The organism is Aeromonas sp. S2(2024), from assembly GCF_041402505.1.
Taxonomy (GTDB): domain Bacteria; phylum Pseudomonadota; class Gammaproteobacteria; order Enterobacterales; family Aeromonadaceae; genus Aeromonas; species Aeromonas media.
This window is the reverse complement of sequence record NZ_JBGLRL010000011.1, coordinates 24,655-42,937: the sequence shown is the minus strand read 5'-3', so window position 1 is coordinate 42,937 and position 18,283 is coordinate 24,655. Positions and strand designations below refer to the sequence as shown.

The window sequence follows — 18,283 nt, the reverse complement described above, 5'->3', positions numbered from 1 at the left end:
CACCGCGAATGGCTATTAGAACTAGCACGGTGATTTTTATTGGGCAAGCATTTTTTACCTGACAAGACTCTGATTTTGACTGATCTGCAAGCTGCTATCTGGAACAAAAAACTAATAAAAAACGGTTAACCAGCACATACATCAAACCAAGGACGGGATTTATGTCATTAGCTGTGGTTTATAGCCGTGCCAGCCTGGGAATTGCGGCGCCGCAAGTCACGGTGGAAGTCCATTTATCCAACGGACTGCCCGCCTTCAACATGGTGGGCCTGCCGGAAACCTCGGTGAAAGAGTCCCGGGACAGGGTGCGCAGCGCCCTGCTCAACGGCAACTTCGAGTTCCCCTCCAAGCACATCACGGTCAACCTGGCCCCTGCCGATCTGCCCAAGGAGGGGGGCCGTTTCGATCTGGCCATCGCCATCGGCATTCTCGCCGCCTCCAAGCAGATACCTGCAAAATACCTGCTCGATCACGAATTTTTAGGGGAGCTGGCCCTGACCGGCGAGATCCGCCCCGTGCTCGGCGTGCTGCCCGCCGTGCTCGCCTGCCGCGACGCCGGGCGTACCCTGCTGGTACCTCGGGAGAACGGCCCCGAGGCTTCCCTCATTCAGGACGCCGAAGTGCGTACCGCCCACCAACTGCTGGCCGTCACCGCCTGGCTGGCGGGCCAGTACGAGCTGCCCCTGCCGGAGCCCCAGACCACGGACACCCTGCCCGATGTGCCGGATCTGCAGGATGTGATCGGCCAGTCCCAGGCCAAGCGGGCGCTGGAGATCGCCGCCGCCGGCAGCCACAACCTGCTGTTCATAGGTCCACCCGGCACCGGCAAGAGCATGCTGGCGAGCCGCTTGCCCGGCATACTGCCGCCGCTGAGCGAACAGGAGGCGCAGCAGACCGCCGCCATCCACTCCATCGGCGGCCTCACCCCCCGCGCCGGTCACTGGCATCACAGGCCCTATCGCACGCCCCACCACAGCGCCTCAGCTGTGGCCTTGGTGGGGGGCGGCAGCCACCCGAGGCCAGGGGAAATATCCCTGGCCCACAACGGGGTGCTGTTTCTCGACGAGCTCCCCGAATTTGAGCGCAAGGTGCTCGACTCCCTGCGAGAACCGCTGGAGACCGGCCACATCACCATCAGCCGGGCCGCCCGTCAGGTGGACTTCCCCGCCCGCTTCCAGCTGGTGGGCGCCATGAACCCCAGCCCCTGCGGCCACTACGGGGACGGCCAGACCCGCTCCAGCCCGGATCAGATACTGCGCTATCTCGGCAAGCTCTCGGGCCCCTTTCTCGATCGCTTCGATCTGACGGTGGAGGTGCCGCTGCTGCCCAAGGGCAGCTTGACCGGCAAGGCGGAGCGAGGGGAGTCGAGCCGGCAGATCCGTGAGCGGGTGCTGGGCGCGCGGGAGCGCATGCTGAGCCGCAATGGCAAGCTCAACAATCTGCTGGATAGTCGAGAAATAGAAGATATTTGCCGCTTATCACCGCAAGATGCCGAATTTTTGGAGAACGCCATCCAGAGGCTGGGGCTCAGCATCCGGGCCTGGCACCGTATCCTGCGGGTGTCGCGCACCATAGCGGATCTGGCGGGGCGCCCCACCATCGAGAAGGAGCATCTGATCGAGGCGCTCGGCTACAGGGCCATGGACAGGCTGCTGTCACGGCTGCGCAGCGGCCAGTGAACGCGACATGATGGGGAGGAGAGCCCGGCGTCAGTGCGGTGCATCCATGGTCTAGCGCCGGATCGGCTGATATTATGGCCACAGATCTGACCACTTGGTTACCACCCACAGACACGAAAACGGATCCGATTCATGCACAACAAGCTGATAGAGCGGCTGCGCGGCTGCCTCTCGACCCTGCTCTATTTTTTCAACACCCTGTTCTGGTTTGTCCCCATCCTGCTGCTCGGTCTCATCAAGCTGCTGCTGCCGCTCAAGGGCTGGCGCACTCTCTGCAACGCCCTGCTGGACGGCTGCGCCAGCTGCTGGATAGGTTTCAACAACCTGATCCAGAAAACCATCATCAGAACCCCTTTCGAGGTGGTCGGAGTGGACAAAGGGCGCCGGAATGAGTGGTATATGGTGATTGCCAACCATCAATCCTGGGTCGACATACTGGTACTGCAGCGGATTTTTAATCAGAAAATCCCCTTCCTGAAGTTTTTCCTCAAGAAAGAACTGATTTGGGTACCTTTTCTCGGTCTGGCCTGGTGGGCGCTGGACTTCCCCTTCATGCGGCGCTATTCCCATAAACTTCTGGAAAAGCGACCCCATCTGAAGGGAAAAGACATAGAAACGACACGGAAGGCCTGTGCCAAGTTCCGCCACATTCCGGTGAGTGTGATGAATTTCGTGGAGGGCACCCGTTTCACCACCCACAAACACGACAAACAGGGTGCGCCCTATCGTCACCTGCTTTCCCCTCGAGCTGGCGGCATCGCCTTTACCCTGGCGGCCATGGGGGATCAACTGCACAAGCTGGTGGATGTGACCATCGCCTATCCGGGCGGCATCCCAAGCTACTGGGACTTCATGTGTGGTCGGGTCAAGGAGATCAAGGTTCGGGTCCGCTTTCTGCCGATCGAACGCAATCTGGTGGGGGATTACTTCAATGACCCCGAGTTCCAACAAGAGTTTCAACAGTGGCTGAACGGGATCTGGCGCGAGAAGGACCAGACCCTGAACCAGCTGCTGGCGGACGAGACGCAGTAAACGACACCCATGCTAACCCTGCTCCCCGGTCCCCTGGTGCTGCTCATCAGCGCCGGCCTGACCATTTTGTTCACCGCCCTGTGCGCCAGCCTGATCCTGCTGGTCTCCCTGGCGAAATTGCTGCTGCCCATCCCGGCCTTCGGTCGTGCCTGCAGCCGGCTCAACAACGGCTTCATGAGGCTGTGGCTGAGTTGCAACGCCCTGGTGATCCGCCTCACCACCCGCATCGACTGGCAGGTGGAAGATGACACCCGACTGCGCAAGGATGGCTGGTATCTCATCATCAGCAACCACATGAGCTGGACCGACATAGTGGTGCTGGGTCACCTGTTCCGTGATCGGCTGCCGGTGCCCAAGTTTTTCATGAAACACGAGCTCATCTACATCCCGTTGTTGGGGCTCGCCTGCTGGGGGCTCGACATGCCCTTTATGCGTCGCTACTCCCGGGAGTTTTTGCTGCGCAACCCGCACCTTCGCGGCAAGGACATCGAGACCACCCGCAACGCCTGCGAGAAGTTTCGCCACATCCCCACCACCGTCATCAACTTCGTGGAGGGGACCCGCTTTACCGAGGAAAAACGAGAGGCGACCCGTTCCCGTTACCAGCACCTGATACCACCCAAGGCGGCGGGGCTGGCCTTCACCCTGGCGGCCATGGGAGAGCAGTTCGACAGTCTGATCAACGTCACCATCAGTTATCCGGACAACGCAGAGGCCCCGTTCAAGGACTTTTTGATGGGGCGGATGAAGCGCATCCGGGTACGCATCGAGGAGCTGCCGGTGGACGGGCAGCTGGTAGGGGATTACTTCAATGACAAGCAGTTCAAGCGCGGCTTCCAGGCGTGGCTGAACCAGCGCTGGCAGGAGAAAGACGAGGTGCTGGAAGGCTGGCAGCAGGCTCAGGCGCCCGTGTCGTTGACCGCCAAGGAGAGCGCCGACGCCAGCTCGGGCAGCTGATCCTCGCTGAACACGGCAATGCCGTGGCGGCGCAGCAGGGCCGTGGTCTTGCCCTCCCCCGCCACGGAAACCCCCTCGAAGCGGCCATTGTAGATGCGACCACTGCCGCAGGAGGGGCTTCCCTCTTTCAGCAAGGCGAAGCGGATGCCCTGCCGCTGGCAGATCGCCAGCGCCAGTTCGGCGCCACGATCGAACTCCGCCGTCACATCCAGCCCGCTTTCGGTCACCACTAGCTCGCCCTGCCGCTCGGCGGGAGGACGCGGGGTCGACAGACCGCCTGCCACCTCGGGGCAGAACGCCAGTGCCCGCCCTTCGGCGCCCAGTTCACTCAGCCAGTCGCTGATGATCCCCTTGCTCTGGCCGTCGTAGCGAACCGGCTGGCCCAGCAGACAGGCGCTTACCAATACCTTGTGCACTCCTGCGTCACTCATGCTTCGTTCTCCATTGGTCGACCAGATACCTTGGTGCATAGCCGTCGTAGTACGGCGGCATTGGATCCAGCAGGCAGACGCTGACCAGCACCCGGGGCGGTGCTTTGTTCATGCCTCGGCTCCATTCATCACCTGATCGAACATCACGCAGCAGGGGTTTTCCAACCGATAGAGGATGGCGGGACGCTGCTTGCCGGTGCGCTTGCGACCGGTGTCCACCAGGATGTCGGCGCGATGGATCCGCTTGCGAAACGCCGCCGTGTTCATCGGCGTCTGCAGGACGATCTCGAAGGCCCGTTGCACCTCGGAGAGGGTGAATTCGGTCCCCAACAGTTGCAGCGGCAAGGTGCTGTAGCGGCTCTTGATGCGCAGCCGCTCCAGCCCTCTGGCGATCAGTTGGTCGTGATCGAAGGCGAGGTCGAGGCCAGACAAGGCCGAGAGCGGGTGCCAATGACCTCGTACTGCCTCCGCTCTGGGTTCCACCAGACAGAGATAGACCAGGGTGGTGGACCAGCCACGGGGATCCCGCTCCAGATTGCCGAGGGTACAGACCTGTTCGCTGTAGCAATGACCCAGCCCCCACTCCGCCAGCAGACGGTGGCGGGCGGCATCCAGATCCCGGTCCCGGGTCTCGTCGATGCGCAGGGCCGGCAACTGCCAGCAGTGGGTAAAGGGGGGGCGATCCCGGGTCTCGAGCAGCAGTTCGAGCCGCTCCTCGTTCAACCGCAGCACCACCATATCCAGACTCATTCTCGGCATCCTGGTCGACCTGCTCGCCTTCTAATAATGTTTGGTAGATAATATCACAAGAATATTATGTGCAGGAGCCACCCATGGGAACCATCGCCAGCCTGGATATAGATGCGCAGAAGGGCTTTACCCCTCTCTGCCCGAACGAACTGCCCGTCGCGGGCGGGGCTGACATAGTGGCGGCCCTCAACGCGCAGGCCACCCTCGCCACCCTGCGAGTCGGCAGCAAGGATGCCCACCCCGCGAACGCCGCCTGGGTCGTGACAAGCCCCGCCGCCATGCTGCAACCCCTGGATCTGCCCAATGCCGATCTCACCTGGCCGGCTCATTGCGTGCCGGGCACCTCGGGATTCGAGCTGCTCGATGGCCTGCCCGCCCCCATCGACTATGACTTCTTCGTCTGGAAGGGGGTCGAGCCGGATCTGCATCCGTACGGCGCCTGCTTCCACGACCTGGCCGAGCGCCGCAGCACCGGGCTTATCGAATTCCTGCAAGCACGGGGCGTCAGCACAGTGCTGGTGGGAGGCCTCGCCACCGACTACTGCGTCAAGACCAGCGTGCTGCAACTGCGCCGAGCCGGTCTGCGGGTCATCGTTCATCTCGACGCCTGTCGTGGCATCACCCCCGAGACGGTGGCCAGCGCCCACTCCCAGATGATCGAGGCGGGCGCCGAACTGGCCCAAACCCTGACCGATGTACAACGCCTGCTGGACGCCTGATATGCCGCCGATCCTCACCCGCCAACCCGATACCGGCGCCTGCACATTACCCATGCAGCAGGGGCGTGCCATAGTGCTCACCCGTCTGCGAGGAGCCTGATATGCCTCCGATTCTCAACAGCCTGCTCGACACCGACGCCTACAAACTGCACATGCAGCAGGCGGTGTTCCATCGCTACCCGGATGCCGAGGTGGTGGCCGAGTTCCACAGCCGCAACGAAGAGGATCTGCTGCCCATGATGGGCCAGATCGAGGAGCAGCTGCACCTCGCCGGCTCCTTGCGGCTGACCAGGCCCGAGCTCGACTTCCTGGCCGAGCGCCCCTTCTTCACCGCCGATTACCTCGATCACCTGCGCCGCAAGCCGCTCGATGCCTCCCTGCTCAAGGTGTTCGAACGGGATGGTCGCATCAATGTGCGAGTCGAGGGGCCCTGGCAGGATGTGATCCTGTGGGAAATCCCGGTGCTCGCCATCATCAGCGAGATGCGCAACCGCTTCCGCTATCCCCAGTTCGGGGTGAGCCATGCCCTGGCGCGACTGGACCAGAAGCTAGACAAGCTGGAGCGGGAGCTGAGCCCGGCGGAGATGCAGGATTTCAACCTCATCGACTTTGGCACCCGCCGCCGCTTCTCCCACGCCGTGCAGGATGCGGTGGTGGGTCGTCTCAAGGAGCGCCTGCCAGCATTCAAGGGCACCAGCAACTACCAGCTGGCCCAGAAATACCGGCTGCCGGCGGTGGGCACCCAGGCCCACGAATGGTTCCAGGCCCACCAGCAGCTCGGCTTCCCGCTGGAGCACAGCCAGCGCGCAGCCCTCACCAGCTGGCTGGATGAATTCACCAACCACCTCGGCATAGCCCTGACCGATTGCATCACCATGGATGCCTTCCTGCGCGACTTCGACTTCGAGCTGGCCAGCCGCTATCAGGGGCTGCGCCACGACTCCGGCGATCCCGTGGTGTGGGGCGAGAAGGCCATAAGCCACTACCAGCGGCTCGGCATCGACCCAAGAGACAAGACGCTGGTGTTCTCCGACGGGCTCAATCTCGACAAGGCGGTGCAGCTGCTGCGCCACTTCCGGGGCCGCATCAACACCAGCTTCGGCATCGGCACCCAGCTCACCTGCGATCTGCCCGGCGTCACTCCCATGAACATCGTCTTCAAGCTGATGGAGTGCAACGGCGGCCCCGTTGCCAAGATCTCCGACAGCCCGGGCAAGACCCTGTGCCGGGATGCGGACTTCATCCGCAACCTCAAGCAGGCGTTCCACGTCGGGGTGTAACGCGCCTTTTTGAGGGGCCCATCTTGCGCAGAGCACGACAGGCCCCCTACCATGACCCTTTTGCAAGGTCCGACTCGTGTCGGGCCTTTCTCTTGCCCGAACGACAGACCACAAGGAACTGCCCATGACTTCGAAATGGATATTTGCCCTCACCGCCCTGCTGGCCAGCCTGGGCGCCACCGCAGCCGAGCCATTGCGAGTCTCCGCCATTCCGGACGAAGCCCCCACCGAGTTGCAGCGCAAGTTTGCCCCGCTGGGTGACTACCTGGCCAAGCAGACCGGCCGCGAGGTGGTGTTCGTACCGGTCAACGACTATGCCGCCGTGGTGGAGGCGCTGGCCGCCGGCAAGCTAGACATGGCCTGGCTCGGGGGCTTCACCTATGTGCAGGCCCATCGCCGGGCCGACAAGGTGGTGCCGCTGGTGCAGCGCCAGGAGGACGCCCAGTTCACCTCCAAGTTCATCGCCAACGCCGACAGCGGTATCAAGACCCTGGCCGACACCAAAGGCAAGGACTTCGCCTTCGGCTCCCCCTCCTCCACCTCGGGCCACCTGATGCCGCGCCACTTCCTGGCCGAGCAGGGCATCAATCCGGAGCGTGACTTCGCCCATGTCGCCTTCTCCGGCGCCCACGACGCCACCGTCGCCTGGGTCGCCTCCGGCAAGGTGCCGGCCGGTGCGCTCAACGCCTCGGTGTGGGACAAGCTGGTGGAAGAGGGAAAGGTCGATACCGCCAAGGTCAAGGTGATCTGGACCACGCCGACCTACTTTGACTACAACTGGACGGTGCGCGGCGACCTGGATCCGGCGCTGCAGGAGAAGATCAAGCAGGCCTTCCTCAGCCTGGATCCTGCCGTCCCGGCCCAGGCCGAGATCCTCAAGCTGCAGCGGGCCAGCCGTTTCATCGAAACCAGGCCCGAGAACTACCAGGGCATCGAAGCGGCCGCGACCCAGGCCGGTCTGCTGAAGTGATCGCCGTTGCGCTGGAGGGGGCAGGACTGAGGCTCGGCGAGAGTCGCATCCTGCATCCGCTTCGCCTGCAGATCGAGGCGGGGGAGTGTGTCGCCATCATAGGACCGAGCGGCGCGGGCAAGACCAGCCTGCTGCGGCTGATCGGCACCGAGCTGCGTGGCGAGGGTAGGCTTGCCCTCTGGGGCCAGGATCCCTGGGCTCTCTCCACCCGGGCCCGCCAGCGGCTGCGCAGCCGGATCGGCATGGTCTGGCAACAGCCTCCGCTGCCCGCCTCCCAGCCGGTGGTGACTGCCGTGCTGGCCGGCAGACTCGGCCAGTGGTCCCTCGCTCGCTCACTGCTTTCGCTGCTGCGCCCCTGCGACCCGGACGGTGCACGGGCCGAACTGGCCCGCCTCGGCCTCGCCGACAAGTGGCAGCAGCGCTGCGGCGAGCTCTCCGGTGGCCAGTCGCAGCGGGTCGGCATCGCCCGGGTGCTCTATCAGCAGCCGGACCTGATGCTGGCCGATGAACCCGTCTCCGCCCTCGATCCCGTGCTCGCCCAAAGCAGCCTGGATGCCCTGCTGGCGCAAGCCCGCACTCGCGGCAGCACTCTGATCGCCAGCCTGCACGCGGTCGACCTGGCCCTCGAGCGCTTCCCCCGCATCATAGGCCTGCGCGAAGGGCGGATGCAGTTCGACAGCCCCGCCACCGCCGTCACCCCGGCCATGCTGGCCGCCCTCTATGCCGGCGAGCAGGAGGCACTGCCGTGCAGCGGCTGATGCGCCGCTGGCGCCATCCCCTGCCCTGGCTGCTGGCGCTGATCGGCTTCAGCCTGTGGCAGCAGGCCGACGGCTGGCTCGGCCTGCTTGATGGCCAGAGCTGGCGGCAGATGGGCAACTTCCTCGCCACCAGCTGGCCACCCCGCCTTGATCAGAGCTTTCTCGCCCTGACCCTGACCGCCACCCTGGAGAGTCTGGCCGTGGCGACCCTGGGGCTGGCCGGCGCCCTGCTGCTCGGCATTCCGTTCGCCCTGCTCGGCTCCCGTGCCCTGTCGCTGGCCGAGCTGGGCCCCATCCCCAGCCCGCTGCGCGGCGCCTTGCGCGCCTTCAGCCGGTTCATCGCCATCCTGCTGCGCAGCCTGCCCGAGCTCATCTGGGCACTGCTGTTCGTGCGCCTCTCCGGGCTCGGGCCGCTCGCCGCCATCCTGGCCATCGCCGTCAGCTACGGCGGCATGCTGGCCAAGGTCTACAACGAGATCATGGAGAGCGGAGCCCTGCAACCGGCCCGTGCCCTGCTGCTCGGCGGCAGCGGCCGCCTGCAGGCGCTCTGGTACGGCGTGCTGCCTGCGGTGCGTCAGGAGCTGCTCTCCTACACCGTCTATCGCTGGGAGTGTGCCCTGCGCGCCTCCGTCATCATGGGCTTCGTCGGCGCCGGTGGGCTCGGCCAGCAGCTCGAACTTTCGTTGCGCATGTTTTCCGGCGGCGAAGTGGTGACCCTGCTGCTGGCCTTCATCCTGCTGGTCACGCTGGCGGATGGCCTCAGTGCCTGGCTGCGCCACAGCCGCGCTCCCGGCCTGCAACTGCTGATCTGCCTGGGGCTGGCTGGTACCCTGGCGTTCCATCAGCTCGACTGGCGCATGTTGAGCTTCTCCTTCGGCGGACTGGGGCAGTTTGTCGGCGAGTTTCTGCAACCGGACTGGTCACGTCCCTTCCTGCTGACGGTGGGCACCGGCCTGCTCGATACGGTGCAGATGGCGCTGCTGAGCACCCTGTTGAGCGCCCTGCTGGCACTGCCGCTGGCCTGCCTCGCCCGCCACTGCTGGCCGCTGCGGTTGCTGTTCAACCTGCTGCGCTCCGTGCCCGAGCTCATCTTCGCCAGCCTGCTGGTGATCGCGGTCGGGCTGGGGCCGGTGGCGGGCATACTGGCGCTCACCCTGCACACCACTGGGGTGCTGGCCCGGCTGTTCGTGGAGACGCTGGAGAACGCGGATCAGACCCCCCGCCTCGCCCTGCAATTGAGCGGTGCCGGCCCCACGGCCAGCTTCTGGTACGGTCTGTTCCCGCTGGTGTCACGGCAGTGGCTGGCTTACAGCCTCTATCGCGGTGAGATGAACCTGCGCGCCGCCACCATCCTCGGGGTGGTGGGCGCAGGCGGACTGGGACAGCAGCTCTATGTATCCCTGAGTCTGTTTCGTTACGATCAGGCGGCCACCCTGATCCTGGCCATCTTGCTGCTGGTCTGGCTGGCGGAAGCCATCAGCCGCCGCACCCGGTTGCCGCGCCCCGCGCCTTCCCAGCGAGACTGCCAGATCTGAATCAGGTTTGATCCGACTCCGTCCGCCCTGCCCGACGAGGCGGCCGGTTCTGGCGGCCACAAAAACAAAAAGCCCGCCGGTTCGCACCGGCGGGCTTTCTTCATGCGGTCAGGTAACAATCAATCTTTCTTGGCCAGCAGGAATTTCACCAGCTGGTTGAACTGCTCCTGGGAAGTGATGGATTCAATCTTCACCATGTACTTGCCATTGACCAGGAAGGCCGGCACACCACGCACGTTGTAGCTCTCGGTGTTGCGGTCGAACTGGGAGACCATGCCGGAGACGGCGAAGCTGTCGACGGCACCGTCAAACTCCTCGGCCGGCACGCCGTTGTCCACGAAGATCTGCTTCACGTCGGCACGGCTCTGCGGCACCTGACGCTGGGTGTGGATCTTGTCGAAGATGACCGGAGTCAGCTTGCCTTCCACGTTCAGCAGATTGGCAACCGCATAGGCACGCTGCATCTCGGGGCCCATCTCGCGACCCAGGAAAGCCACCGGGTTCTTCTTCATCGCCACGCCTTCCGGCAGGCTCTTCTTAAGCTCCTCGGCAATCGGCTCGAACTTGGCGCAGTGCGGGCAGAAGTAGGAGAAGAACTCCAGTACTTCAGGTTGGGCGCTACCGGTCTGGGTGACCACGTCATAGTTGACGCCTTCCTTGAATTCCGGGGCGGCGTGAACCATGGGGATCATCAGCATGGCAGCGAGGAAAAATAGTACTTTTTTCATGACGTTTCCTGTTAAGGGATCACTGTGAGGCACGCCCGGCGAACCGAAGCAGTCCAAGCCTATTGCGTCCCCCTCCTGCCGTCAATGGCAAAGGCGGGTGGGCGAGCCCCTCGTCGTGACATCCCGGGTTCGGTTGCCGGGGCTTGCCCGGCTTACCCGCTCGGCATCAGCGGCAGTGCCTGGCGCGCGGCCCGCCGGTCACACTCTGGGCATCGCGAACCGGCTATCTGCTCACCAGTTCGGCATCAGCGTCAGAGGCGGGGCCTTGAGCGCCGCCAGCTGGTCGTGCAGGGTCGCGATCTGCTGGCGCCAGTAGTGATCCGTATTGAACCAGGGGAAGTGACGGGGGAAGGCGGGGTCTTCCCAGCGCCTTGCCAGCCAGGCCATGTAGTGGACGATGCGCATGGCTCGCAGCGGCTCTATCAGCGCCAGCTCCCGAGGGTCGAACTCCATGAACTCTTCGTAGCCCGCCAGCAGGGTGTCGAGCTGGATCTGCTGCTCGTGGCGCTCACCGCTCAGCATCATCCAGAGATCCTGAATGGCGGGGCCGGTGCGGCAGTCGTCGAGATCGACGAACAGGGGGCCGTCACGCCACAGGATGTTGCCCGGGTGACAGTCGCCATGCAGGGAGATGCGGGCCACATCCAGGGTCATGGCGTCGCTCACGTGCCGGATCAGCTCGTCGAGCACCCCGAAGAAGGACTTGGCCAGGCCGCTCGGCACCCATTCACCGGCCGCCAGCAGCTGACGCGGCTCGTGCAGCATGCTCTCCACATCCAGCTGGATGCGATGATGGAAGGAGTGACTGGCCCCGACCCGGTGAATGCGACCAAGGTAGCGTCCCACCCACTCCAGCTGATCCAGGTTGTCCACCTCGAACTGACGGCCCCCGACGCTCTGCCAGATGGCGAAGGGGTAACCCTGATGCTCCAGCAGGGTCTCGCCAGCAAACGCGATGGGGGCGGCCACCGGGATCTCCGTCTCATTGAGACGGGCGGCAAACTCATGCTCCTCGAGGATCTGGGCCCGGCTCCAGCGACCGGGACGATAGAACTTCACCACGTAGCGGCGACGATCCTCATCCTGAAACTGGTAGACCCGGTTTTCATAGCTGTTGAGCTCGATGAGGCCGGAGTCGATGCGCAGGCCGCTGAGATCGATCGCATCCATGATGAGGTCGGGATTGAGGTCGGAATAGTTGAAACGCATGTCATCCACCATGAGAAAGGGGCGCTGTTGCGCCCCATTCTATCCGATCCTGCCCGGGATGGACGACCCGCCCTCCCGTAAACCCTCACAACCTGCTGATATATTTGCTGGGTTGTTTCAGTGCAGGTTGCCCTGGTGGTCACAACCGGCTGATAAATTTGCTCGGCTGACGCAGGATCCCCTTGTTGTCGTCCGGCGCGGCCCCTTCCCGCTTGAGCACGAACTGGACATCCAGGGTCGGCCGCTTCAGGTTGAAGGGATCCACCGCCAGGCTCACCGGCAGGGTGAAAATTTCCCCTGGTTTGAGAGTCACTTCCCGCGGACCGAACCACTGGTGTTCCGGCAACCCCTCCACATCCAGCTGATAGGTCTGGGACTGCAGGGTCTTGTTGAGGATCTTGAGGGTATAGGTGTTCTCGATGAGCCCCTCGCTGTTCTCCCGGAACAGCTGGTTGCGATCCCGCAGGATATCGAGCCCCATGGGCATGATCGACATGGCGTTGTAGACGAAGACTACCAGCATGATGACCATCACCAGGCCATAGCCGAGCAGCTTGGGCCTGGCCACATGGGTCTGGTTGTGGGCCAGCTTGTGCTCAGTGGTGTAGCTGATCAGTCCCTTCGGATAGCCCATCCGATCCATGGTCTGGTCGCAGGCATCGACGCAGGCGCCGCAGTTGATGCACTCGTACTGCAGGCCATCGCGGATGTCGATGCCGGTCGGGCAGACCTGCACGCAGAGGTCGCAGTCGATGCAGTCCCCCAGCCCCAGCGCCTTGGGGTCGGCCTTGCGGCCACGGGCGCCACGGGTCTCGCCGCGCTTGGTGTCGTAGCCGACGATGTAGGTGTCCTTGTCGAACATGGCGGACTGGAAGCGGGCGTAGGGGCACATGTGAATGCACATGATGGCCCGCATCCAGCCGGCGTTGCCGTAGGTACAGGCAGCGAAGAAGATCACCCAGAAGATGACCCAGCCGCTCGCCTGCAGGGTGAAGAAGTCAGGCACCAGTTGGAACATGTCCTGGAAGTAGGCGACGAAGGTGAGGCCGGTGCCCAGCGACAGCAGGATCCAGGCCAGGTGCTTGGCGCCCTTGCGGGCCAGCTTCTCGCCACTCCAGGGGGCGGCATCCAGCTTGCGGCGCTTGTTGGCGGCGCCTTCCAGCTTCTCCTCGAACCAGATGAACATGAAGGTCCATACCGTCTGTGGGCAGAGATAGCCACACCAGACCCGGCCGAGGAAGGTGGTAACGAAGAAGAGGGCGAAGGCGGCGATCATGAAGACCCAGGCCAGCAGGGTCAGGTCCTGCGGCCAGATGGTGGCGCCGAAGATGTGGAACTGCTGATGCTCCAGATCGAACAGAACCGCCTGGCGGCCGTCGTAGCGCAGCAGGGGCAAAGTGACGAAGAGGGCGACGAAGAACCAGCCCATGGCCTTGCGCACCCGCTGCCAGTAGCCGGTCTGGGACCTGACGTAGATGCGGTTGCCGGGATTGAACCTGTCATCGCCCGCCTTGAACGTGTGGGGATTGAAGGTCCCGGTGACGTTCTTGTCGGTCACATCCTTGATATCGATCTTGTCCTGGTCGGCCATTGCAACACATCGCTCCACTCATATTGTTATGAAGCCGATTATATCTTAAACAGCCTGCTAATTGTGTGGGTTAAATGTATCTATAGTTCGAGTGCCGTCGCAATTTCAGGCAACAAAAAAGGCCCATAGCCAGTTGACTATGCGCCTTTATAGAGATTCCCTTGAAACCTTCCTCTTCCAGCAACCCAGCGGTCGGGTTACTTGATGCCGCGGGCCTTGAGCAGGGCTTCCTTGAAGTCAGGAACATGGTCCTTGGCCAGGCCCGGGATCATCGCCTGCTTGTCGGATTCGCGCATCTTGAGGTGGTAGATCAGCATGTCGTCGGTCAGCTCGGACAGGGCGCCGTCATAGCCCGCCTCCGCCGCCAGTTTGGCGATGAATTGCACCAGGCTGAGATCCTGCTCCTTGATCCAGGCGGGCTGCAGCAGCTCCAGCAGCTCTTCGATACGATGACATTGCATAGACGACCTCTTTAAATCTGTCATGTGAAACTCAGGCAACCTTACCCATCAAGGCTACTTCGATACGATCCCGGCCATTATGCTTGGCCTGATAGAGGGCCGCATCCGCTTTTTGGATGAGCTCGGCGATGGAGTGGTGCTGATCCGGCACCAGGGTCGCCACCCCGAAGCTGCAACTGACCCGCCCCGAGACCCGGGACTTGTGGTGGGGAATACCCAGGGTGCGCAGGGCCGTGCGCACCTGTTCGGCGATCTGCATGGCCCCCTGCAAGGTGGTACAGGGCAGCAACAGGGCGAACTCCTCCCCGCCGTAACGGGCGGCCAGATCGTCCTCCCGCCGCAGCACCTCGGCCAACAGGCTCGCCACCTGCTGCAGGCACTGGTCCCCCAGTTGATGGCCATAGTGATCGTTGAACTGTTTGAAGTAGTCCACATCCACCAGCACCAGGGAGAGGGGTGCCCTGGCTCGATGGCAGCGGCGCCAGGCACGCGCCAGGGTGTCGTCGAGGTGAGCCCGGTTTGCGATGCCAGTCAGGCCGTCCAGGCGGGAGGTGAGCTTGAGATGCTCGGAGACCACCTTGAGCTCCGCCACCAGCTCGGCATTGGAAAAACTGTGATAGAGGGAAGCCACCTGATCCCGTCGCAACCGGCGCAGCAGGGTCGGCAGGAACACGAACAGGTAACCCGCCAGCATGCAGGAGACGATCCGCTCCTGCTCGTTGCCGCCACCGAGTTCGAACAACATGGCAAACCCGAGGGGCAGTACAGCCCCGTAGAGGGTGCGGCGACTGCCGAACAGCATGATGGCGCTGCCGGTGAGGATCAGGCTGGTGAGCATCATCATGGCGGCGCGGTAGGTGTCGGGCAGCCTGTCCATGTAGAGCAGCACGCCGAGCGCCCAGATGATGGAGGTGATGGTCACCCCGATGAACAGCTCTCGTTCCAGCACTGGCAGCGGGAGCTCCGCCAGCCGGGGCTGACGCCAGCGAAGGTGCCATCCGCGCCCCAGCAACAGCAGAAAGACCAGGCCCAGCCAGCCGAGCGCTTCCCCGGCGGGCAGGTAGTCGTGGAACAGCAGGCTCCAGCTGATCGCCAGCAGCGCCAGACAAGGCAGGCTGAAGGAGGCGTGGGTATAGAGCTGGGCCATGATGGCACGCCGTACCTGGTGTTTCACACTCTGGGTCAACTGGGTACTCCCTGTACAAGAGCCGCACAGTTTAACACTCCCTTTTCCTGCTCAACAATCAATCGCCCGCTATTAAGCAGCCACTCAGCCCCTGACGCGGCGTGCCACACCGGCAGGATCCCGAGCAGTCACCCCAGCCTGCCCAGGCTTGCCGTACCACGCCGACAGGATCATCGGCCGCCCATGGCTCACTCAGCCCTTCTCGAGCTCGTCAAGAATGGGACATTGCGGATTCGCGTCCCCATGGCAGCACCCCACCACCTCCTCCAGGGAGCTGAGCATGGCCTGCAGACCGGCAATGCGGGCCCGCAGATCGACGATCTTCTCCTGGGCCAGCTTCTTCACCTGGGCGCTGGTCCTGTGTTCGTCCCGATAGAGCGCCAGCAGCTCCTGACACTCCTCCAGATTGAAGCCGGTCTCCCGCGCCCGCTTGACGAAGCGCAGCTCCCGCAGGGCACCGTCTGTGTAGCTGCGATAGCCGTTGTCACTGCGCACCGGAGCCGAGATGAGACCGATGCTCTCGTAGTAGCGGATGGTCTTGGCGGACAACCCAGTGGCCTTGGCAACCTTGCTGATGTTCATGGATGACTCCTCTTCGATTCAGATTGGCGCTGGCTGCCCGCCCTGGGCTGCCAGCGTTTCAGTAACAGGGAATTGCTCAATACCGTGATGCTGCTCAGGGCCATGGCCGCCCCCGCCAGCTCGGGGCTGAGATAGCCCAGCGCCGCCAGCGGAATGCCGATGATGTTGAACACGAAGGCCCAGAACAGGTTCTGTTGTATGGTGCGCCAGGTCGCCGCCGAGATGTCGATGGCATCGGCCACCAGCCGCGGGTCAGATCGCATGAGCGTGATGGCGGCGGTCTCCATGGCCACGTCCGAACCTGAACCCATGGCGATGCCCACGTCTGCCGCCGCCAGCGCCGGGGCGTCGTTCACCCCGTCTCCCACCATGGCCACCAGCCCGCTGGTTTGCGCCCGCAGCGCCTCCACTTTTTCCACCTTGCCGGCGGGCAACACGGAGTCGAAGGCACCATCCAGCCCCAGTTTGGCGGCGATATGGGCCACAGGTGCCGGGGCGTCACCGCTCACCAGCCAGCTGGCGATGCCGCGCTGACGCAGGGTGGCGATGGCCTCGGGGCTCTCGGGTCTCAGGGAATCGGCCAGGGCGGCGATGCCGACCGCCACGCCGTCGATGGCAACCCAGACCCGGGTCGCGCCGTCGGCGGGCGCTTCATCCTGTTGTGGCGGCTCAATGCCGAGCTGAGCCAGCAGAGCGGGATTGCCGATGGCCACCGAGTGGCCCGCCACCTTGCCGAGGATACCCGCACCGACCCGCACCTCCACGGCCTCGGGCTGGGGCAGCACAGCCTCTTTGCCGACCGCTTCGCGCATCGCCAGCGCCAGAGGATGCTCGCTCGCCTGCTGCAGGGCGGCGGCGAGGCGCAGTTGTTCATCGGTGCCGCTCCAGCCGACCAGCACGGGCTTGCCCTGGGTGAGCGTGCCTGTCTTGTCAAAAATCAGCGCCTTGATGGCGTGGGCCTTCTGCAGGGTATCCACGTCCTTGATCAGGATGCCGTGGCGGGCCGCCACCCCGGTGCCGGTGACGATGGCGGCCGGGGTCGCCAGCCCCAGGGCGCAGGGACAGGCGATCACCAGCACGGCGACGGCGGCGAGCAGCGCCTGACCGAAGTCGTTGCTGTAGGCATACCAGGCCAGCAGGGTGAACAGGGCGATGGCCATGACCACGGGCACGAAGATGGCGGAGACCTTGTCCACCAACTGTTGCAGCGGCGCCTTGCCCATCTGGGCACGCTCCACCAGGGCGATGATCTTGCTGAGGCTGGAGTCCTCCCCCACGGTGGTGGCCTCGATCTCCAGCACACCGGAGCGGTTGATGGCACCACCCAGCACAGCATCCCCCTGCGCACGCGGCACCGGCAGGCTCTCACCGGTGAGAATGGATTCATCAAGCTCGCTCTCACCGCTCAGGATCTTGCCATCCACCGGCACCCGCTCCCCCACCAGTACCCGCAGCCTGTCGCCACGCAGCACCTCGTCGATGGCGACGCTCTGCCAGGCCTCGCCACGCCAGACGGTGGCGGTGTCCGGCCGCAACGCCATCAGCTCGCGAATGGCGGACTGGGTACTGCGGCGGGCCCTCGCCTCCAGCAGTTTCCCGAGTGAAATCAAGGTAATGATGATGGCGCTCGCCTCGAAATAGAGCTTGCCGCTGGCGGCCACGCCTAAGGTCAGCAGCAGATAGAGGCTGTAGAAATAGGCGGCACTGGTGCCTGTCACCACCAGCACATCCATGTTGGCGGCGCGGTTCTTGAGGGCAAGCCAGGCGCCGCGATAGAAGCGGGCCCCGATCCAGAATTGCACCGGAGTGGCGAGCACCAGCTCCAACCAGGCGGGTAGATGCCAGGGTAGCAGGCCGGCCATGGCGACCATGCCCACCAGCAGCGGCAGGGTGAGCAGGGCCGAGATCACCACCTGAGTCAGCGCCTGGCGGGCGGCGGCGGCCTCCTGCTCCTCACGGGCCAGCAGTTGCTGACGGCGCTGGCTGACGGAGCCTTGCGCCAGCTGGGCACCGAAGCCAAGCGCTTCTATATGGGTGCGCAGGGAAGCCGGGGTCTGGGTGCCGGGCACCAGCAGGATGCGGGCCTGCTCGAGGGAGAAATTGACCTCGGCCGAGATGACGCCAGGCAGTGCCGCCAGCATCTTGTTCAGCCGCGCCGAACAACCGGCACAGGTCATGCCGCTGATTTGAAACGACACTGATTCGCTGCCATAGCCGTAACCCTGCGCGGCTATGCTGTCCAGCACCGCAGGCAAGCGCACCGGATCGCTCAACTCGATGGCCGCCTGCTCCAGCGCGAAGTTGACGCTGGCCGTCACGCCATCGAGCTGGTTGAGGGCGGCCGTGATGCGGCTGGCGCAGTTGGCGCAGCTCATGCCGCTGACGGGAAGTTGAATATGCATGGTCATGACAATC

17 protein-coding genes are annotated in these 18,283 nt (G+C 63.9%); 8 read left to right on the top strand and 9 right to left on the bottom strand.

Annotated features, from left to right (window positions below):
* Nucleotides 1–161: 161 nt before the first annotated feature.
* The 3 genes from ACB039_RS12950 to ACB039_RS12940 all read left to right on the top strand — a co-directional run bounded on the left by ACB039_RS12950 (nucleotide 162) and on the right by ACB039_RS12940 (nucleotide 3,668).
* Complete coding sequence (locus ACB039_RS12950) at nucleotides 162–1,679, top strand: YifB family Mg chelatase-like AAA ATPase (RefSeq protein WP_371165826.1); 1,518 nt, start codon at nucleotides 162–164, stop codon at nucleotides 1,677–1,679.
* Between the two features lie 132 nt (nucleotides 1,680–1,811).
* The gene (locus tag ACB039_RS12945; RefSeq protein ID WP_371165825.1) at nucleotides 1,812–2,711 is read left to right on the top strand and encodes an acyltransferase; all 900 of its coding nucleotides are present in this window, start codon (nucleotides 1,812–1,814) and stop codon (nucleotides 2,709–2,711) included.
* 9 nt (nucleotides 2,712–2,720) lie between these two features.
* Nucleotides 2,721–3,668 (top strand): acyltransferase, encoded by a 948-nt coding sequence (locus ACB039_RS12940; protein ID WP_371165824.1) that lies wholly within the window; start codon nucleotides 2,721–2,723, stop codon nucleotides 3,666–3,668.
* Here the strand turns inward: ACB039_RS12940 and ACB039_RS12935 are convergent.
* Nucleotides 3,611–4,099 carry a DUF523 domain-containing protein gene (locus ACB039_RS12935; protein WP_371165823.1) on the bottom strand — a complete coding sequence of 163 codons (489 nt, stop codon included), beginning with the start codon at nucleotides 4,097–4,099 and terminating at the stop codon, nucleotides 3,611–3,613. The genes ACB039_RS12940 and ACB039_RS12935 overlap by 58 nt on opposite strands.
* Before the next feature lie 108 nt (nucleotides 4,100–4,207).
* Complete coding sequence (locus ACB039_RS12930) at nucleotides 4,208–4,858, bottom strand: DNA mismatch repair protein MutT (protein ID WP_171272891.1); 651 nt, start codon at nucleotides 4,856–4,858, stop codon at nucleotides 4,208–4,210.
* Between the two features lie 74 nt (nucleotides 4,859–4,932).
* Here ACB039_RS12930 and ACB039_RS12925 point away from each other — a divergent pair, with 74 nt between their 5' ends.
* From ACB039_RS12925 to phnE, 5 genes are all read left to right on the top strand, one after another.
* Nucleotides 4,933–5,568, top strand: coding sequence for a nicotinamidase (locus ACB039_RS12925; RefSeq protein ID WP_371165822.1), 636 nt, complete (start codon nucleotides 4,933–4,935; stop codon nucleotides 5,566–5,568).
* Between the two features lie 101 nt (nucleotides 5,569–5,669).
* Nucleotides 5,670–6,848, top strand: a complete 1,179-nt coding sequence (pncB, locus tag ACB039_RS12920) for a nicotinate phosphoribosyltransferase (RefSeq protein WP_371165821.1) — start codon at nucleotides 5,670–5,672, stop codon at nucleotides 6,846–6,848.
* 124 nt (nucleotides 6,849–6,972) lie between these two features.
* Nucleotides 6,973–7,818 carry a putative selenate ABC transporter substrate-binding protein gene (locus ACB039_RS12915; protein WP_371165820.1) on the top strand — a complete coding sequence of 282 codons (846 nt, stop codon included), beginning with the start codon at nucleotides 6,973–6,975 and terminating at the stop codon, nucleotides 7,816–7,818.
* Nucleotides 7,815–8,576 (top strand): phosphonate ABC transporter ATP-binding protein, encoded by a 762-nt coding sequence (locus ACB039_RS12910; RefSeq protein WP_371165819.1) that lies wholly within the window; start codon nucleotides 7,815–7,817, stop codon nucleotides 8,574–8,576. The genes ACB039_RS12915 and ACB039_RS12910 overlap by 4 nt, the downstream gene beginning before the upstream one ends.
* Nucleotides 8,576–10,111 (top strand): phosphonate ABC transporter, permease protein PhnE, encoded by a 1,536-nt coding sequence (gene phnE, locus ACB039_RS12905; RefSeq protein WP_371165851.1) that lies wholly within the window; start codon nucleotides 8,576–8,578, stop codon nucleotides 10,109–10,111. The genes ACB039_RS12910 and phnE overlap by 1 nt, the downstream gene beginning before the upstream one ends.
* Before the next feature lie 119 nt (nucleotides 10,112–10,230).
* Here the strand turns inward: phnE and ACB039_RS12900 are convergent, their stop codons facing one another.
* The 7 genes from ACB039_RS12900 to ACB039_RS12870 all read right to left on the bottom strand — a co-directional run bounded on the left by ACB039_RS12900 (nucleotide 10,231) and on the right by ACB039_RS12870 (nucleotide 18,276).
* Nucleotides 10,231–10,839: a thiol:disulfide interchange protein DsbA/DsbL gene (locus ACB039_RS12900; RefSeq protein ID WP_005323695.1), complete on the bottom strand. Its 609-nt coding sequence runs from the start codon at nucleotides 10,837–10,839 to the stop codon at nucleotides 10,231–10,233.
* Between the two features lie 231 nt (nucleotides 10,840–11,070).
* Nucleotides 11,071–12,060 (bottom strand): serine/threonine protein kinase, encoded by a 990-nt coding sequence (locus tag ACB039_RS12895; RefSeq protein ID WP_005323697.1) that lies wholly within the window; start codon nucleotides 12,058–12,060, stop codon nucleotides 11,071–11,073.
* Between the two features lie 127 nt (nucleotides 12,061–12,187).
* On the bottom strand, nucleotides 12,188–13,639 hold the full coding sequence (ccoG, locus tag ACB039_RS12890) for a cytochrome c oxidase accessory protein CcoG (RefSeq protein WP_371165818.1): 1,452 nt from the start codon (nucleotides 13,637–13,639) through the stop codon (nucleotides 12,188–12,190).
* Between the two features lie 197 nt (nucleotides 13,640–13,836).
* A complete protein-coding gene (locus ACB039_RS12885) occupies nucleotides 13,837–14,100 on the bottom strand; it encodes a YihD family protein (RefSeq protein WP_005323718.1) in 264 nt (87 codons plus the stop codon).
* Nucleotides 14,101–14,131: 31 nt separating this feature from the next.
* Complete coding sequence (locus tag ACB039_RS12880; protein ID WP_042649856.1) at nucleotides 14,132–15,286, bottom strand: diguanylate cyclase; 1,155 nt, start codon at nucleotides 15,284–15,286, stop codon at nucleotides 14,132–14,134.
* Between the two features lie 192 nt (nucleotides 15,287–15,478).
* Complete coding sequence (gene cueR, locus ACB039_RS12875) at nucleotides 15,479–15,868, bottom strand: Cu(I)-responsive transcriptional regulator (RefSeq protein WP_005323722.1); 390 nt, start codon at nucleotides 15,866–15,868, stop codon at nucleotides 15,479–15,481.
* Nucleotides 15,865–18,276: a heavy metal translocating P-type ATPase gene (locus ACB039_RS12870; RefSeq protein WP_371165817.1), complete on the bottom strand. Its 2,412-nt coding sequence runs from the start codon at nucleotides 18,274–18,276 to the stop codon at nucleotides 15,865–15,867. The genes cueR and ACB039_RS12870 overlap by 4 nt, the downstream gene beginning before the upstream one ends.
* Nucleotides 18,277–18,283: the final 7 nt, after the last annotated feature.

Bases quoted from the DNA above. Each gene is read 5' to 3' on its own strand.
- ACB039_RS12950 (WP_371165826.1), top strand. From the start codon at position 162: ATGTCATTAGCTGTGGTTTATAGCCGTGCCAGCCTGGGAATTGCGGCG.
- ACB039_RS12945 (WP_371165825.1), top strand. From the start codon at position 1,812: ATGCACAACAAGCTGATAGAGCGGCTGCGCGGCTGCCTCTCGACCCTG.
- ACB039_RS12940 (WP_371165824.1), top strand. From the start codon at position 2,721: ATGCTAACCCTGCTCCCCGGTCCCCTGGTGCTGCTCATCAGCGCCGGC.
- ACB039_RS12935 (WP_371165823.1), bottom strand. From the start codon at position 4,099: ATGAGTGACGCAGGAGTGCACAAGGTATTGGTAAGCGCCTGTCTGCTG.
- ACB039_RS12930 (WP_171272891.1), bottom strand. From the start codon at position 4,858: ATGCCGAGAATGAGTCTGGATATGGTGGTGCTGCGGTTGAACGAGGAG.
- ACB039_RS12925 (WP_371165822.1), top strand. From the start codon at position 4,933: ATGGGAACCATCGCCAGCCTGGATATAGATGCGCAGAAGGGCTTTACC.
- pncB (WP_371165821.1), top strand. From the start codon at position 5,670: ATGCCTCCGATTCTCAACAGCCTGCTCGACACCGACGCCTACAAACTG.
- ACB039_RS12915 (WP_371165820.1), top strand. From the start codon at position 6,973: ATGACTTCGAAATGGATATTTGCCCTCACCGCCCTGCTGGCCAGCCTG.
- phnE (WP_371165851.1), top strand. From the start codon at position 8,576: ATGCGCCGCTGGCGCCATCCCCTGCCCTGGCTGCTGGCGCTGATCGGC.
- ACB039_RS12900 (WP_005323695.1), bottom strand. From the start codon at position 10,839: ATGAAAAAAGTACTATTTTTCCTCGCTGCCATGCTGATGATCCCCATG.
- ACB039_RS12895 (WP_005323697.1), bottom strand. From the start codon at position 12,060: ATGGTGGATGACATGCGTTTCAACTATTCCGACCTCAATCCCGACCTC.
- ccoG (WP_371165818.1), bottom strand. From the start codon at position 13,639: ATGGCCGACCAGGACAAGATCGATATCAAGGATGTGACCGACAAGAAC.
- ACB039_RS12885 (WP_005323718.1), bottom strand. From the start codon at position 14,100: ATGCAATGTCATCGTATCGAAGAGCTGCTGGAGCTGCTGCAGCCCGCC.
- cueR (WP_005323722.1), bottom strand. From the start codon at position 15,868: ATGAACATCAGCAAGGTTGCCAAGGCCACTGGGTTGTCCGCCAAGACC.
- ACB039_RS12870 (WP_371165817.1), bottom strand. From the start codon at position 18,276: ATGACCATGCATATTCAACTTCCCGTCAGCGGCATGAGCTGCGCCAAC.